The 16,819-nt window shown below is 75.5% G+C and carries 1 protein-coding gene (running past one end of the window); it reads left to right on the forward strand.

Annotated elements, in window-relative coordinates; genetic code table 11:
* Positions 1 to 16,819: the 5' portion of a type I polyketide synthase gene (locus AB0G13_RS04935; RefSeq protein WP_357869006.1), read on the forward strand. 13,043 nt of this gene lie beyond the right edge of the window; 16,819 of the gene's 29,862 nt are visible here — the first part of the coding sequence; its start codon is at positions 1 to 3; its stop codon lies off the right edge, out of view.

Below are 16,819 nucleotides of genomic sequence, written 5' to 3' on the forward strand. Positions count from 1 at the left end.
ATGTCTACGTCCGCAGACAAGGTCGTCGAGGCGCTTCGCGCGTCGCTCAAGGAGACGGGCCGCCTCCGCCAGCTCAACCAGCAGCTGACCGCTGCCGCCCGGGAGCCCATCGCGATCGTCGCGATGTCCTGCCGCTACCCGGGCGGCGTCGCCAGCCCCGAGCAGCTCTGGGATCTGGTGGCCTCCGGCGGCGACGCGATCGGCGGCTTCCCGACGGACCGCGGCTGGGACCTGGACAACCTGTACGACCCGGACGCCGACCGGGCCGGCCGGTCCACCACCCGGGAGGGCGGCTTCCTCTACGACGCGGCCGACTTCGACGCCGAGTTCTTCGGCATCTCGCCCCGCGAGGCCATGGCGATGGACCCCCAGCAGCGGCTGCTGCTGGAGACGTCGTGGGAGGCGTTCGAGTACGCGGGGATCGCGCCCGCGTCCATGCGCGGGCAGAAGGTCGGCGTCTTCGTCGGGACCGCCGCCAACGGCTACGGGATGGGACCGCAGAGCGAGGCCGAGGGCACCGACGAGGGCTACCTGCTGACGGGTACGGCCACCAGCGTCGTCTCCGGGCGGATCGCGTACGCCCTCGGCCTGGAGGGCCCGGCGGTCACGGTCGACACGGCCTGCTCGTCGTCGCTGGTCGCCCTGCACCTGGCGTGCCAGGCGCTGCGGCAGGGCGACTTCGACCTGGCCCTGGCCGGCGGCGTGTGCGTCATGGCCACCCCTGGCCCCTTCGTGGGCTTCTCCCGGCAGCGGGGGCTCGCCCCCGACGGCCGGTGCAAGTCGTTCGCCGCCGCCGCCGACGGCACGGGCTGGTCCGAGGGCGTCGGCATCCTGCTGGTCGAGCGGCTGTCGGACGCGCAGCGCAAGGGGCACCCCGTCCTCGCCGTGATCCGGGGCAGCGCCGTCAACCAGGACGGCGCGTCCAACGGCCTCACCGCGCCCAACGGCCCCGCCCAGCAGCGGGTGATCCGGCAGGCCCTCGCCAACGCCCGGCTGACCACGGCCGACGTGGACGCCGTCGAGGCGCACGGCACCGGCACCGTCCTCGGCGACCCGATCGAGGCGCAGGCGCTGCTGGCCACGTACGGGCGGGACCGCCCCGCCGACCGGCCGCTGCTGCTCGGCTCGATCAAGTCGAACATCGGTCACAGCCAGTCCGCCGCAGGCGTGGCCGGCGTGATCAAGATGGTGATGGCGATGCGGCACGGGCTCGTCCCGTCCACCCTGCACGTGGACGAGCCGACGCCCAAGGTGGACTGGTCGGCGGGCGAGGTGTCGCTGGTGACCGAGGCCCGCCCGTGGCCGGTGACCGACCGTCCCCGGCGGGCGGCGGTCTCGTCGTTCGGCATCTCCGGCACGAACGCGCACACCATCCTGGAGGAGCCGCCCGCGCCCGACGCCGACGGCACGACCCCCGCCGACGCCCGCCCGGCACCCGCCGTCACCCTGCCGGTGGTGCCCGTGCTGCTGTCCGCCCGGTCGGACGCCGCGCTGACCGCGCAGGCGGGCCGCTGGGCCCGGTGGCTGGACGCCGACGAGACCCTCCGACCGGTGGACGTCGGCTGGTCGTCGGTGGTGTCGCGCTCCGCGCTGGAGCACCGCGCGGTGCTCACCGCCACCGACCGCGAGGACCTGCTGGCCGGGCTGCGCGCCCTCGCCGCCGGGCAGCCGTCCGGCACGGTGGTCACGGGGCAGGCCGCCGACCGGGGCCCGCTCGCGGTGCTCTTCTCCGGCCAGGGCGCGCAGCGCGCCGGCATGGGCCGGGAGCTGTACGGGACGTTCCCGGTCTTCGCCGCCGCGTTGGACGAGGTGTGCGGGCGGCTCGACCCGCTGCTGCCGCGCCCGCTGCGGGAGGTGCTGTTCGCGGAGGCGGGCACCCCCGAGGCGGAGCTGTTGGACCAGACCGTCTTCACCCAGGCCGGTCTGTTCGCGGTCGAGGTGGCGCTGTTCCGCCTCGTGGAGTCGTTCGGGGTCACGCCGGAGTTCGTGGGCGGGCACTCGATCGGCGAGGTCACCGCCGCGCACGTGGCGGGGGTGCTGTCCCTGGCCGACGCGGCGGCGCTGGTGGCGGCGCGGGGCCGGCTGATGCAGGCGCTGCCGGCCGGCGGCGGGATGCTCGCCGTCGCCGCCGACGAGGAGGCGGTGGCCGAGTCGATCGCGGCCCTGGCCGGCCGGGTCGGCGTCGCGGCGGTCAACGGGCCCACCTCGGTCGTGGTCTCCGGCGCCGTCGAGGCCCTCGACGAGGTCGAGCGGCTCTGGCGGGAGCGGGGCGCGCGGACGCGCCGGCTCACGGTCAGCCACGCGTTCCACAGCCCGCTGATGGAGCCGATGCTCGACGAGTTCCGCGCGGTCCTCGACGGGCTCGCCTTCGCCGCGCCGACGCTGCCGATCGTGTCGAACCTGACCGGGGCGCTCGCCGACGCCGACGAGATCCGCACCGCCGACTACTGGGTCCGGCACGTGCGGGAGGCCGTCCGCTTCGCCGACGGGGTCGCCGCGCTGCGCGACGCGGGCGTGGACACGTTCCTGGAGATCGGCCCGCGCAGCGTGCTGACCGCGATGACCCGGGACGTGCTGAGCGGGCGGGAGCCGGCGGACGCCGACGACACCCCCGTCATCGCGGTGCCCGTCCTGCGCGCCGACCGTCCCGAGGCCCCGGCCCTGCTCGCCGCGCTGTCCGAGCTGCACGTCAACGGGGCGACCGTCGACTGGCCGGCCCTCTACTCCGGCGCCGGGGCGACCCCGGTCGCCCTGCCCACGTACGCGTTCCAGCGGCAGCGCTACTGGCCCGAGCAGATGCCGGTGTCGGTCACCGGCCCGGTCAGCCCGGACGTGGTGGACGTCGAGTTCTGGTCGGCGGTGGAGCGGTCCGACGTGGCGGCGCTGGCGGCGCAGTTCGGCGACGACGGGGCGGACGTCCTGGCCCCGGCCCTGCCGGTCCTGTCGTCCTGGCGCAAGGCACGGCTGCGGGACGCGGTCGTCGACGGCTGGTCGTACCGGGTGGTGTGGAAGCGGAGCGCCGCCCCCGCGCCGGTCACCCCGTCGGGCCGCTGGCTGCTGGTGGAACCGGCCGGCGACGCCCCCGCGACGGAATGGGCCGAGGCGCTCGCGGAGGCGCTGGCCGCCGCCGGCGGCGAGGTGTCCCGGCTGGCGGTGGACCCGACGGCGGAGCGCGAGCACGTGACGTCGCGGGTGGCCGAGGCCGTGGGAGACGCCCGGTTCGCCGGCATCGTCTCCCTGCTGGGCCTGCTGGACCGGCCGCACCCCGGTCAGCCGGCGGTTCCGCTCGGCACGGCCGCCACGATGGCGCTGGTGCAGGCCCTGCACGCCGCGGACCTCGCGGCACCACTGTGGATGGTGACCCGGGGCGCGGTCGGCACCGGGGACACCGACCCGGTCCGCAGCGTCGCCCAGGGCGGGCTGTGGGGCCTGGCCCGGGTCGCCGGGCTGGAACACCCGCAGCTCTGGGGCGGCCTGGTCGACCTGCCGGACGGGCCCGACCGGACCGACTGGGACCACGTGGTGGGCGTCCTGACCGGCGGCGGCCACGAGGACCAGGTCGCCGTGCGGCCCGCCGGCGTGTTCGTGCGGCGACTGGTCCGCGCCACGCCGGCGGCCGTCGGCACGGTCGAGCGCTGGCAGCCGTCGGGCACGGTGCTGATCACCGGTGGCACCGGGGCGCTCGGCGCCCACGTGGCCCGCTGGGTGGCGGCCAACGGCGCGGCGCACGTCGTGCTCACCAGCCGCCGGGGCGACCGCGCCCCGGGGGCCTCGGAGCTGCGCGACGAGCTGACCGCGCTCGGTGCCCGGGTGACCCTGGTCGCCGCCGACATGGCCGACCGCGCCCGGGTCGAGGCGCTGCTGCGCGACGTCGACGCCGACGAGGCACCGCTCACGGCGGTGGTGCACGCCGCCGGGGTGGGCCAGCTGAACATGCTGGCCGACACCGACCTGGCCGGGCTGGCCGAGGTGCTGGACGGCAAGATCGCCGGTGCGGTGCACCTGGACGAGCTGCTGGGCGACCGGCCGCTCGACGCGTTCGTGCTCTTCTCCTCCATCGCCGGCATCTGGGGCAGCGGCGGACAGGCCGCCTACGCCGCCGGCAACGCCTTCCTCGACGCCCTCGCCGAGCGGCGCCGGGCCCGCGGCCTGGCCGCCACCGCCGTCGCCTGGGGCCCCTGGGCCGACGGCGGCATGGCCAGCGGCGAAGGCCAGGAGCTGCTGGCCCGGCGCGGCCTCAGCCCGATGTCCCCGGCCCAGGCCGTGTACGCGCTGCGCAGCGCGGTGGGCCGCGCCGTGCCGTCGGTGACCGTGGCGGACGTCGACTGGTCCCTGTTCACCCCGGCGTTCGCCGCCGCCCGCGCCCGCCCCCTGCTCGACGACATCGCCGAGGCCCGGGACGCCCTGCGCGTGGTCGACGCGGAACCGGAGGACACCGCCGGCGGCGGGCTGCGGCAGCACCTGCTGACGCTGCCCCGCGCCGAACAGGACCGCTACCTGACCGACCTCGTACGCACGCACACCGCCGCCGTGCTCGGCCACTCCGGCACCGAACTGGTCAAGGCGAACCGGGCGTTCAAGGAACTGGGCTTCGACTCGCTGACGGCGGTCGAGCTGCGCAACCGGCTCGGCGCCGCCACCGGGCTCACCCTGCCCACCACCCTCGTCTTCGACTACCCGAACCCGGCCGCCCTCGCCGACCACCTGTCGGCGACGCTGCGCCTGCACGAGGTCGAGACCGTCACCGCCTGGGGCCCCGCCGGGCCGGTGGACGACGACCCGATCGTCATCGTCGGCATGAGCTGCCGGTACCCGGGCGGCGTGGCCAACCCGGACGACCTGTGGGACCTGGTCGCCACCGGGCGCGACGGGATCAGCGGCTTCCCCGAGGACCGGCACTGGGACATGGGCCGGCTGCTGGCCGTTGACGCCGACGGGCAGCCCGTGTCGCACACCCGGGAGGGCGGCTTCGTCGACGGCGCCACCACCTTCGACCCCGGCTTCTTCGGCATCTCGCCGCGCGAGGCCGTCGCCATGGACCCGCAGCAGCGCCTGCTGCTGGAGGCGTCCTGGGAGGCCATGGAGCAGGCCGGGATCGACCCGGACGAGCTGCGCGGCAGCCGTACCGGCGTGTTCGTCGGCGCCTCCCCGTCGGGCTACGGCACCACCGACACCCCGGCGGAACTGGCCGGCTACCAGCTCACGGGCGGCGCGCACAGCGTCATCTCCGGCCGGGTGTCGTACACCTTCGGGCTGGAGGGCCCGGCGGTGACGGTCGACACCGCCTGCTCGTCGTCCCTGGTGGCGGTGCACCTCGCCGCCCAGGCGCTGCGCGGCGGCGAGTGCGACATGGCGCTGGCCGGTGGCGTCACCGTCATGGTGACCCCGGGCGCCTTCGTCGAGTTCTCCCGCCAGGGCGGCCTCGCCCCGGACGGGCGCTGCAAGTCCTTCGCCGCCGACGCCGACGGCACCGGCTGGTCGGAGGGGGTCGGCGTGCTGCTGGTCCAGCGGCTCTCCGACGCCCGGCGGCAGGGCCGCCAGGTGCTCGCCGTGATCGCCGGCAGCGCCGTCAACCAGGACGGCGCGTCCAACGGCCTCACCGCCCCCAACGGGCCGGCCCAGCAGCGGGTGATCCGGCAGGCCCTCGCGAACGCGCGGCTGATCACGGCCGACGTCGACGCCGTCGAGGCGCACGGCACCGGAACGACGCTCGGCGACCCCATCGAGGCGCAGGCCCTGCTGGCGACCTACGGCCAGGGCCGCCCCGCCGACCGGCCGCTGCTGCTCGGCTCGATCAAGTCGAACATCGGCCACAGCCAGGCCGCCGCCGGCGTCGCCGGCATGATCAAGATGGTGCAGGCGATGCGGTACGGCCTGCTCCCGCAGACCCTGCACCTCGACGAGCCGACCCCCCACGTGGACTGGTCCGCCGGCGCGGTGTCCCTGCTGGCCGAGGCGCGTCCCTGGCCGGCGGTGGACCGGCCGCGCCGGGCCGCCGTGTCGTCGTTCGGCATCAGCGGTACGAACGTCCACCTGATCCTGGAGCAGCCGCCCGCGCCGAGCGGCGGGGACGAGCCGGACGCCGGCGACGAGCCGTCCCGGACGCCGTCGGTGGCGCCGGTGCTGCTCTCGGCCCGGGACGCGGCGGGGCTGTCGGCGCAGGCCGACCGCTGGGCGGCGTGGCTGAGCGGGGACGAGACCCCGCGTCCGCTCGACGTGGCCTGGTCGTCGGTGGCGTCGCGGTCCGTGCTGGAGCACCGGGCGGTCATGTCCGGTGGGAGCCGGGAAGAGCTGCTGGCGGGCCTCGAAGCCGTGGCGGCGGGCGAGCCCTCGGTCGGCGTGGTCACCGGCCCGGGCGGGCAGCGGGGCCAGCTCGCGCTGCTCTTCTCGGGTCAGGGTGCGCAGCGAGCCGGTATGGGTCGGGAGCTGTCCGCCGGGTTCCCGGTGTTCGCCGCGGCGCTGGACGAGGTGTGCGCGCACCTCGATTCGCTGCTGCCGCGTCCGCTGCGGGAGGTGTTGTTCGCGGAGGCGGGCAGTGCCGAGGCGGGGCTGTTGGATCAGACGGTGTTCACGCAGGCCGGGTTGTTCGCGGTCGAGGTGGCGTTGTTCCGGTTGGTGGAGTCGTTCGGGATCGTGCCGGACATGCTGGCCGGTCACTCGATCGGTGAGATCACGGCCGCGCACGTGGCGGGGGTGTTGTCGCTGGCCGACGCGTGCGCGTTGGTGGCGGCGCGGGGCCGGCTGATGCAGGCGCTGCCGGCCGGCGGCGGGATGCTGGCGGTGGCGGCGGACGAGGCTGCGGTGGTGGAGTCTCTCGCGGGCCTGGGCGACCGTATCGGCATCGCGGCTGTCAACGGACCCGCCGCCGTGGTGGTGTCCGGTGCCGTCGAGGCCCTGGACGAGGTGGAGCGGGTCTGGCGGGACCGGGGTGTCCGTACCCGCCGGCTGACGGTCAGCCACGCGTTCCACAGCCCTCTGATGGAGCCGATGCTGGCGGAGCTCCGTGCGGTTCTGGACGGGTTGACGTTCGCCGCGCCGTTGTTGCCGGTCGTGTCGAACGTGACCGGCGCGCTGGCCGGCGAGGAGATCCGTACGGTCGACTACTGGGTGCGGCACGTGCGGGAGGCGGTGCGCTACGCCGACGGGATCACCGTGCTGCGGGCCGCCGGGGTGGACACGTTCCTGGAGGTCGGTCCGCAGAGCGTGTTGACCGCGATGGCGGCGGACGTGCTGCCCGACGACGACGCCGTGCTGGCGGTTGCCGTGCAGCGCAAGGATCGGCCGGAGGCGCACGCGCTGCTGCACGCCCTGGCGGAGCTGCACGTGCACGGGGTGCCGGTGAGCTGGCAGCCGTGGTTCGCCGACACCGGTGCCCGCCGGGTGGACCTGCCCACGTACGCCTTCCACCGGGAGCGGTACTGGCTGCCGCCGGCCGGCCAGTCGGCCGACGTCTCGGGCGCGGGCCTCGGTGTGGCGCGGCACCCGCTGCTCGGCGCGGCGGTGTCGGTCGCCGGCGAGGACATGGTGGTGCTGACCGGCCGGCTGTCGGTGTCGACCCATGCGTGGCTGGCCGACCACGTCGTGTCCGGCGCCGTGGTCGTGCCGGGTACCGCCCTGGTCGACCTCGTCGTCCGGGCGGGCGACGAGGTCGGTGCCTCCCGCGTACGTGAGCTGACCGTGCTCGCCCCGCTCGTGCTGCCCGCCACCGGCGGCGGGGTACGGGTGCAGGTCCGGGTGGGTCCCGTCGACGCGACGGGCACCCGGTCGGTGACCGTGCACTCCCAGCCCGAGGACGACCCGGAGGAGGGGTGGACCCGGCACGCCGACGGCCTCGTCGGCGCGCCCACGGCCGACGAGCCCACCCTGGGCGCGTGGCCGCCGCCCGGCGCGTCCGAGGTGGACGTCACCGGTTGGTACGCGACGGTGGCCGAGCACGGACTCTCCTACGGACCGGTCTTCCGGGGCCTGCGACGGGCGTGGACCGCCGAGGGCGAGGTGTTCGCCGAGGTCGTCCTCCCCGACGAGGTGATCGGGGACCCGGCGGGCTTCGGGGTGCATCCGGCGCTGCTGGACGCCGCCCTGCACCCCGTCGGGCTGCTGCCCGCCGACGAGGCGGGCGGCGGGGCGCGGGTGCCGTTCGCGTTCGAAGGAGTGCAGGTCCACGCGGTCGGGGCACGGACGCTCCGGGTCCGCCTCACCGCCTCCGGCAGCTCCGTGCGGCTGGTCGCCGTCGACGAGACGGGTGTGCCGGTGGTGTCGGTGGACTCGCTGACGCTGCGCGAGATGACCGGACTGGCGGCGCCTCCGGACGAGGCGCACCGCTCCCTGTTCGAGGTGTCCTGGCAGCCCGAGCAGATCACCGTGCCCGACGGCGGGTACGGCTGGATCCTGCTCGGTGACCGCCCGCTCGACGGCGCGTCGCAGCTTCCGGCGTACGCCGACCTCGCGGCGGTGACCACGGCGGTGGCGGACGGCACCGCCCCTGCCCCCGCGGCGCTGCTGCTGCCCGTCTCCCCGGCGGCGACCGGGGCGGACGTGCCCGCCGCGGTGCGGTCGGTCACGGCGGGCGTCCTCGGCGCGGTGCAGGCCTGGCTGGCCGCCGACCTCCTCGCGGACTCGCGGCTGGTCGTGGTGACCCGCGGCGCGGTGGCCACCGGCACGGACGACCGCGTCACCGACCTGGCGGGGGCAGCGGTCTGGGGCCTGCTGCGCTCGGCCCAGTCGGAACACCCCGGACGGATCGTGCTGGCCGACCTCGAACCGGGCGTCGACCTGGACGCCGACCTGCTGGCCCTGCTCGCCGCAGCCGCCGACGACGCGGGCCTCGGCGGGCAACTCGCGGTGCGGGCGGGCACGGCGTACCTGCCACGGCTGGTCCGCGCCACCGGTGGCGCGCGCACCCCGGCGGCCCTCGGCCGGGGAACCGTCCTGGTGACCGGGGGCACCGGGTCGCTGGGCGCCCTGGTGTCGGAACACCTCGTCACCGCGTACGGCGTGCGTTCGCTGGTGCTGGCGTCCCGCCAGGGCCCGGCGGCCCCCGGCGCCGACCAGCTGGTGGAGCGGCTGGCCGCGCTGGGCGCGGCCGTCCGGGTGGTCGCCACGGACGTGACCGACCGCGCGCGGGTCGGTGAGCTGGTCCGGGCGATCACCGACGAGGACCGGTTGGCCGGTGTGGTCCACACGGCCGGCGTCCTGGACGACGGTGTGGTCAGCGGGATCACCGCCGAGCGGTTGGCGGACGTGCTGGCCCCGAAGGTCACGGCGGGCTGGTGGCTGCACGAGGCGACCGCGGAGCTGGACCTCGACCTGTTCGTGCTCTTCTCCTCCGTCGCCGGGGTCCTCGGCTCTCCGGGCCAGGCCGCCTACGCGGCCGGCAACGCCTTCCTGGACGCCCTCGCCCTGCTGCGGGCGCAGCGGGGGCTGTCCGCGGTGAGCCTCGCGTGGGGCATGTGGGACACGGCCGGCATGGCCGCGTCGATCAACGACGCCGACCGGGCCCGGGTGACCCGGGCCGGTCTGGTCCCGATGACCGCCCCGGTCGGGCTCGGGCTGTGGGACGCCGCCCTGGCCCACGGCGGCGCGGCGCTGGTACCGGCGGTGGTCGACCTGCCCGCCATGCGGGCGCAGACCGCTGCCGGCCGGGTGCCCCCGATGCTGCGGGCCCTGGTGGGACCGACCGCGAAGCGTCGCCGTTCCGGCACCGGAGCATGGGCCGACCGGCTGGCCGGGCTCGACCCGCAGGAGGCGCGGACGCAGGTGGCCCTGCTGGTCCGCGGGATGATCGCGCAGGTCCTCGGGCACAGCGGCGCCGACCAGGTGCCGGCGGACCGGGCGTTCCGGGAGCTGGGCTTCGACTCGCTGACCGCCGTGGAGCTGCGCAACCGGATCAACAGCGCGACCGGGCTGCGGCTCACCTCGACGCTCGTCTTCGACTACCCGACCCCCGGCGCCCTGTCGGAGCACCTGTACGAGCAGCTGTCCGGCCAGGTCGCCGAGCAGCAGGACGCCGTGCGGGCGACCACCGTCGACGAGCCGATCGCCATCGTGGGCATGGCCTGCCGCTACCCCGGCGGCGTGACGAGCCCGCAGCAGCTGTGGGACCTGGTCGCCGCAGGGGCTGACGGCATCGGCGAGTTCCCCACCGACCGGGGCTGGGACCTCGACCGGATCTTCCACCCCGATCCGGACAACCCCGGGACGTCGTACACCCGGCACGGTGGCTTCCTGTACGGGGCGGCGGAGTTCGACCCCGCCTTCTTCGGCATCTCGCCGCGCGAGGCGATCGCGATGGACCCGCAGCAGCGGCTGCTGCTGGAGACCTCGTGGGAGACGTTCGAGTCCGCCGGGCTCGACCCGTCGCGGCTGCGGGGCAGCCGGACCGGCGTCTTCGCCGGGTTGATGTACCACGACTACGCCTCCGGCGTGCAGGATCTGCCCGAGGGCGTGGGCGGCTACCTCGGCACCGGCACCTCCGGCAGCGTGCTGTCGGGTCGGGTGGCGTACACGTTCGGGCTGGAGGGCCCGGCGGTGACCGTGGACACCGCGTGCTCGTCGTCGCTGGTGGCGCTGCACCTCGCGGTGCAGGCGTTGCGTAGCGGTGAGTGTGATCTGGCGTTGGCCGGTGGTGTGACGGTGATGGCGACGCCGGGGACGTTCATCGAGTTCTCGCGGCAGCGTGGTCTGTCGCAGGACGGCCGCTGCAAGTCGTTCGCGGCGTCGGCGGACGGCACCGGCTGGTCCGAGGGCGTCGGTGTGCTGCTGGTGCAGCGCCTCTCCGACGCCCAGCGCGAGGGCCGGCGGATCCTGGCGGTGGTACGCGGGTCGGCGATCAACCAGGACGGCGCGTCGAACGGCCTGACCGCGCCGAACGGTCCGTCGCAGCAGCGGGTGATCCGGCAGGCCCTGGCGAACGCGCGGCTCACCACCGCCGACGTGGACGCCGTGGAGGCGCACGGCACGGGCACCACGCTCGGCGACCCGATCGAGGCGCAGGCGCTGCTGGCCACGTACGGGCAGGACCGCCCGCAGGACCGGCCGCTGTGGCTGGGCTCGATCAAGTCGAACATCGGGCACACCCAGGCCGCCGCCGGGGTGGCCGGCATCATCAAGATGATCATGGCGATGCGGCACGGGATGCTGCCGTCGACGCTGCACGTGGACGAGCCGTCCCCGCACATCGAATGGAGCGCCGGGGCCGTCTCCCTGCTCACCGAGGCGCGCGACTGGCCCGCGGCGGGCCGGCCCCGGCGGGCAGCGGTCTCGTCGTTCGGAGTCAGCGGCACCAACGCCCACGTGATCATCGAGCAGCCGCCTGCCGAGGCGGAGCAGACCCGGGGCGGGGACGCGCCGACGCGCGGCGACGAACCCGCCGCCGAGCAGGTGCCGGCCCCGGTGCTGCTGTCGGCCCGATCCGAGGCCGCCGTCGCGGCGCAGGCGGACCGCTGGGCCCGCTGGATCGCCGGCGACGAGGAACTGCGCCCCGTCGACGTCGGCTGGTCGTCGACGGTCGGCCGGGCCGTGCTGGAGCACCGCGCGGTCGTCACCGCGACGGACCGGGACGAACTGCTGGCCGGGCTGCGCGCCCTCGCCGCCGGTGACTCGGCCGCCGCCGTGGTCACCGGCACCGGCACGACGCGTACCCAGCTCGCCGTGCTCTTCTCCGGTCAGGGCGCGCAGCGCGCCGGCATGGGCCGGGACCTGTCCGCCCTGTTCCCGGTCTTCGCCGCCGCGCTGGACGAGGTGTGCGCGCAGCTCGACCCGTTGCTGCCGCGCCCGCTGCGGGAGGTGCTGTTCGCGGCCGAGGGCTCGGCCGAGGCGGAGCTGCTGGACCAGACCGTCTTCACCCAGGCGGGCCTGTTCGCGGTCGAGGTGGCGCTGTTCCGGCTGGTGGAGTCGTTCGGCATCGTGCCCGACGTGGTCGCCGGTCACTCGATCGGTGAGATCACGGCCGCGTACGTCGCCGGGGTGCTGTCCCTGGCGGACGCGTGCGCGTTGGTCGCGGCGCGGGGCCGGCTGATGCAGGCACTGCCGGCCGGCGGCGGCATGCTGGCCGTGGCGGCGGACGAGGCCGCGGTGGTGGAGTCCCTCGCGGGCCTGACCGACCGCGTGGGTGTCGCGGCCGTCAACGGGCCTGCCGCCGTGGTGGTCTCCGGCGCCGTCGACGCGCTCGACGAGGTGGAGCGGCTCTGGCAGGACCGGGGTGCCCGTACCCGCCGGCTGACCGTGAGCCACGCGTTCCACAGCCCGCTGATGGAGCCGATGCTCGACGAGTTCCGCGCCGTCGTGGCGGGGCTGACGCTCCGGGCGCCGCTGCTGCCGGTGGTGTCGAACCTGACCGGGGCGCTCGCCGAAGCGCAGGAGATCACCCGCGCCGAGTACTGGGTCCGGCACGTCCGCGATGCCGTCCGCTACGCCGACGGCATCGCCACCCTGCGTGCCACCGGGGTGGACACGTTCCTGGAGATCGGCCCGCAGAGCGTCCTCACCGCGATGAACGCCGACCTGCTCGCCGAGGACGCGCTCGCGGTGGCCGTCCAGCGTCGGGACCGTCCCGCCCCGCAGGCGTTGCTGCACGCGCTCGCCGAACTGCACGTCCACGGCGTCCCGATGACCTGGACGCAGTGGTTCGCCGACACCGGCGCCGCCCGGGTCGACCTGCCGACGTACGCCTTCCAGCACCAGCGGTACTGGCTCGGCGCGGGTCAGGCGCGTACCCCGGACGTGTCCGGCGCGGGCCTGGGCGTGGCGGGGCACCCGCTGCTCGGCGCGGCGGTCACCGTCGCCGGCGCCGACATGGCGGTGCTGACCGGCCGACTGTCGCTCGCCACCCACGCGTGGCTCGCCGACCACGTCGTCTCCGGCGTGGTGATCGTGCCCGGTACCGCCCTGGTGGAGCTTGCCGTCCGGGCGGGCGACGAGGTGGGCGCGTCGCGGGTGCGGGAGTTGACCGTGGCCGCGCCGCTGGTGCTGCCGGAGGCCGGTGCGGTGCGGGTGCAGGTGCGCGTCGGCGCGGCCGACGAGGCGGGCACCCGGGTCGTGGCGGTGCACTCGCAGTCCGAGGGCGACCCGGAGGCCGAGTGGGTCCAGCACGCGGAGGGCGTGCTGGAGCCGGCGTCGGCCGACGAGCCGGGCGTGGGGGAGTGGCCGCCGGCCGGCGCGTCCGAGGTGGACCTGGCGGGCTGGTACCCGACGCTGGCGGAGCACGGCCTGGCGTATGGCCCGGTGTTCCAGGGGCTGCGTCGGGTGTGGACCGCCGAGGACGACGTGTACGCCGAGGTGGCGCTGCCGGACGACGCGGCGGCGGAGGCCGCCCGGTTCGGGGTGCACCCGGCGCTGCTGGACGCCGCTCTGCACCCGATCGGGCTGCTGCCCGGCACGGAGCAGTCGAGCGGGCCGCGGGTGCCGTTCGCGTTCGAGGGTGTGCAGGTGCACGCCTCGGGCGCGCGGGTGTTGCGGGTGCGGTTGACGCGGGCGGGTTCGGCGGTGCGGCTGGTCGCCTGCGACGAGTCGGGTGCGGCCGTGGTGTCGGTGGACTCGCTGGCGCTGCGCGAACTGACCGGCGCGGCCGCGGCGAGCGCGGCGGCCCGCGCGATGTTCGAGCTCACCTGGCAGGCCGAGGAGGTCACCCCGGCCGGGGACGCCTCCGGGTGGGCGCTGCTGGGCGCGCCGGCCACCGCCGACCTGCGGGCTTTCGGCGACGTCGAGGCGCTCGTCGCGGCGGTCGACGCCGGTCGGGTGACCGCGCCGAAGAGGCTGGTGCTGCCGGTCGACGCGTCGGGTGCCGCCGTCCCGGACGGGGTGCGCACGGCGACGTCGGCCGTGCTCGCGACCGTCCAGTCCTGGCTGGCTGCCGACGAGCTGGCGGACTCCCGGCTGGTGGTGGTGACCCGGGGCGCGGTGTCCGTGCGGGACGGGGACCGGATGACGGACCTGGCCGCTGCGGGGGTGTGGGGTCTGCTGCGGTCGGCGCAGTCGGAGCATCCGGGTCGCATCGTCCTGGCGGATGTCGACGGTGACGTGGACGCCGGGCTGCTGGGTGTGCTGGCCACGGTGGCGGACGAGCCGGTGGCGTTCGGTGGTCAGGTGGCGGTGCGTTCCGGTGCGGTGTTTGTGCCGCGTCTGGTGCGGGCGGTCGTCCCGGCGTCGGCGGACGCTCCCGCGATCGGCGACGGCGCGGTGCTGGTCACCGGCGGTACGGGCGCCCTGGGTGCGTTGGTGGCGGAGCACCTGGTGTCGGTGCACGGGGTGCGGTCGCTGGTGTTGGTGTCGCGGCGTGGCCCGGAGGCTGCGGGTGCGGGCGAGTTGTCGGAGCGGCTGTCCGGGCTGGGCGCGTCGGTGCGGGTCATGGCGTGTGACGTGACGGACCGGGACCAGGTGTTCGGGCTGGTCGGTGAGGTCGCTGCGGCGGGCCGGCTGGCGGGTGTGGTGCACACCGCGGGCGTCCTGGACGACGGGGTGGTCGAGCGGGTCACCGACGAGCGGCTTGCGGGGGTGTTGGCGCCGAAGGTGTCGGCGGGTTGGTTCCTGCATGAGGCGACGGCGTCTCTGGATCTTGATTTGTTCGTGGTGTTTTCGTCGGTGGCGGGGGTGTTGGGTTCGCCGGGTCAGTCGGCGTATGCGGCGGGTAACGCGTTCCTGGACGGGTTGGCGGTGTATCGGCGGCAGTTGGGTCTGCCGGCGGTGAGCCTGGCATGGGGCATGTGGGACACGGCGGGTATGGCGGCGTCGGTCGACGAGGCGGATCGGGCGCGCTCGGCGCGGGCGGGTCTGACGCCGATGAGCGCCGAGGTCGGGTTGGAGCTGTTCGACGCGGCGCTGGGCGCCGACCGGGCTGCCCTGGTGCCGGCCGTCATCGACGTACCGGCGATGCGCGCTGCCCTCGGTGCCGGTCCGGTGTCGGCCGTGCTGCGTACCCTGATCGGGTCGACGGCGGCCCGGCGACGGGCCGCGCGGGGCGGCGACTGGGCCAACCAGCTGGCGGGCCTGGCGCCCGACGAGGCGCGGGCCCAGATCGACGTGCTGGTGCGGGGCCTGGTCGCGCAGGTGCTCGGGCACGGTGGCGCGGAGGCCGTGCCGGCCGACCGGGCGTTCCGGGAGCTGGGCTTCGACTCGCTGACCGCCGTGGACCTGCGCAACCGGCTGAACGCGGCCACCGGGCTGCGGCTGGCTTCGACGCTGGTCTTCGACTACCCGACCCCGACCGTGCTCGTCGACCACCTCTACGAGCAGGTCTCCGGGCAGCTCACCGCCCGCCAGACGGCGGTGCGCACCGCCAACACCGACGAGCCGATCGCGATCGTGGGCATGGCGTGTCGCTACCCGGGCGGTGTCGAGAGCCCGGACCAGCTGTGGGCGTTGCTGGCCGGCGGCGGTGACGGGATCTCGGAGTTCCCCACCGATCGCGGCTGGGACCTGGAGAGCCTGTTCGACCCGGACCCGGAGCACAGCGGTACGTCGTACACGCGGCACGGTGGTTTCCTGTACGGGGCGGCGGAGTTCGACCCCGGCTTCTTCGGCATCTCGCCGCGTGAGGCCCTGGCGATGGATCCGCAGCAGCGGTTGCTGCTGGAGGCGTCGTGGGAGTCGTTCGAGTCGGCGGGTCTGGATCCGCAGCGGCTGCGGGGTAGCCGGACCGGTGTGTTCGCCGGGGTGATGTACCACGACTACGCCTCGCGCCTCATGGACCTGCCGCCGGACGCCGAGGGCTTCGTCGGCACGGGCACCTCCGGCAGCGTGCTGTCGGGTCGGGTGGCGTACACGTTCGGGCTGGAGGGCCCGGCGGTCACCGTCGACACGGCCTGCTCGTCGTCGCTGGTGGCGCTGCACCTTGCCGCGCAGGCGTTGCGTAGCGGTGAGTGTGATCTGGCGTTGGCCGGTGGTGTGACGGTGATGGCGACGCCGGGGACGTTCATCGAGTTCTCGCGGCAGCGGGGTCTGTCGCAGGACGGTCGGTGCAAGTCGTTCGCGGCGTCGGCGGACGGCACGGGCTGGTCCGAGGGCGTCGGTGTGCTGCTGGTGGAGCGGCTGTCGGACGCGCGACGCAACGGACACCGCGTGTTGGCGGTGGTCCGTGGCACGGCCGTGAACCAGGACGGCGCGTCGAACGGGTTGACGGCGCCGAACGGTCCGTCGCAGCAGCGGGTGATTCACCAGGCCCTCGCGAATGCGCGACTCACCACCGCCGACGTGGACGCGGTGGAGGCGCACGGCACGGGTACGACGCTGGGTGACCCGATCGAGGCGCAGGCGTTGCTGGCGACGTACGGGCAGGACCGCCCCGTCGACCGGCCGTTGCTGCTCGGGTCGGTGAAGTCGAACATCGGGCACACGCAGGCCGCGGCCGGCGTGGCCGGTGTGATCAAGATGGTGTTGGCGATGCGGCACGGCCTGGTGCCGCCGACGCTGCACGTGGACGAGCCGTCCCCGCACGTCGACTGGTCGGCCGGGGCGGTGGCCCTCGCCACCGAGGCGACGCCGTGGCCGGCCGTGGATCGGCCGCGTCGGGCGGCCGTGTCGTCGTTCGGTATCTCCGGCACCAACGCGCACGTGATCATCGAGCAGCCGCCGGTCGAGGCGATCGAGGGCGAGATCGTCGCCCGGGACGTACCGCCGGTGGTGCCGGTGCTGCTGTCCGCCCGCGACACCGCCGCGCTGGCCGCTCAGGCGGGTCGGTGGGCGCGGTGGCTCACCGCCGACGAGGCCCCGCGTCCGCTGGACGTCGCCTGGTCCTCGGTCACCACGCGGCCCGCACTGGAGCACCGCGCGGTCGTCACCGCCGCCGACCGGGACGACCTGGTCGCGGCGTTGGCCGCCTTCGCCG

It is taken from the genome of Micromonospora sp. NPDC023633 (assembly GCF_040640035.1).
Taxonomy (GTDB): domain Bacteria; phylum Actinomycetota; class Actinomycetes; order Mycobacteriales; family Micromonosporaceae; genus Micromonospora.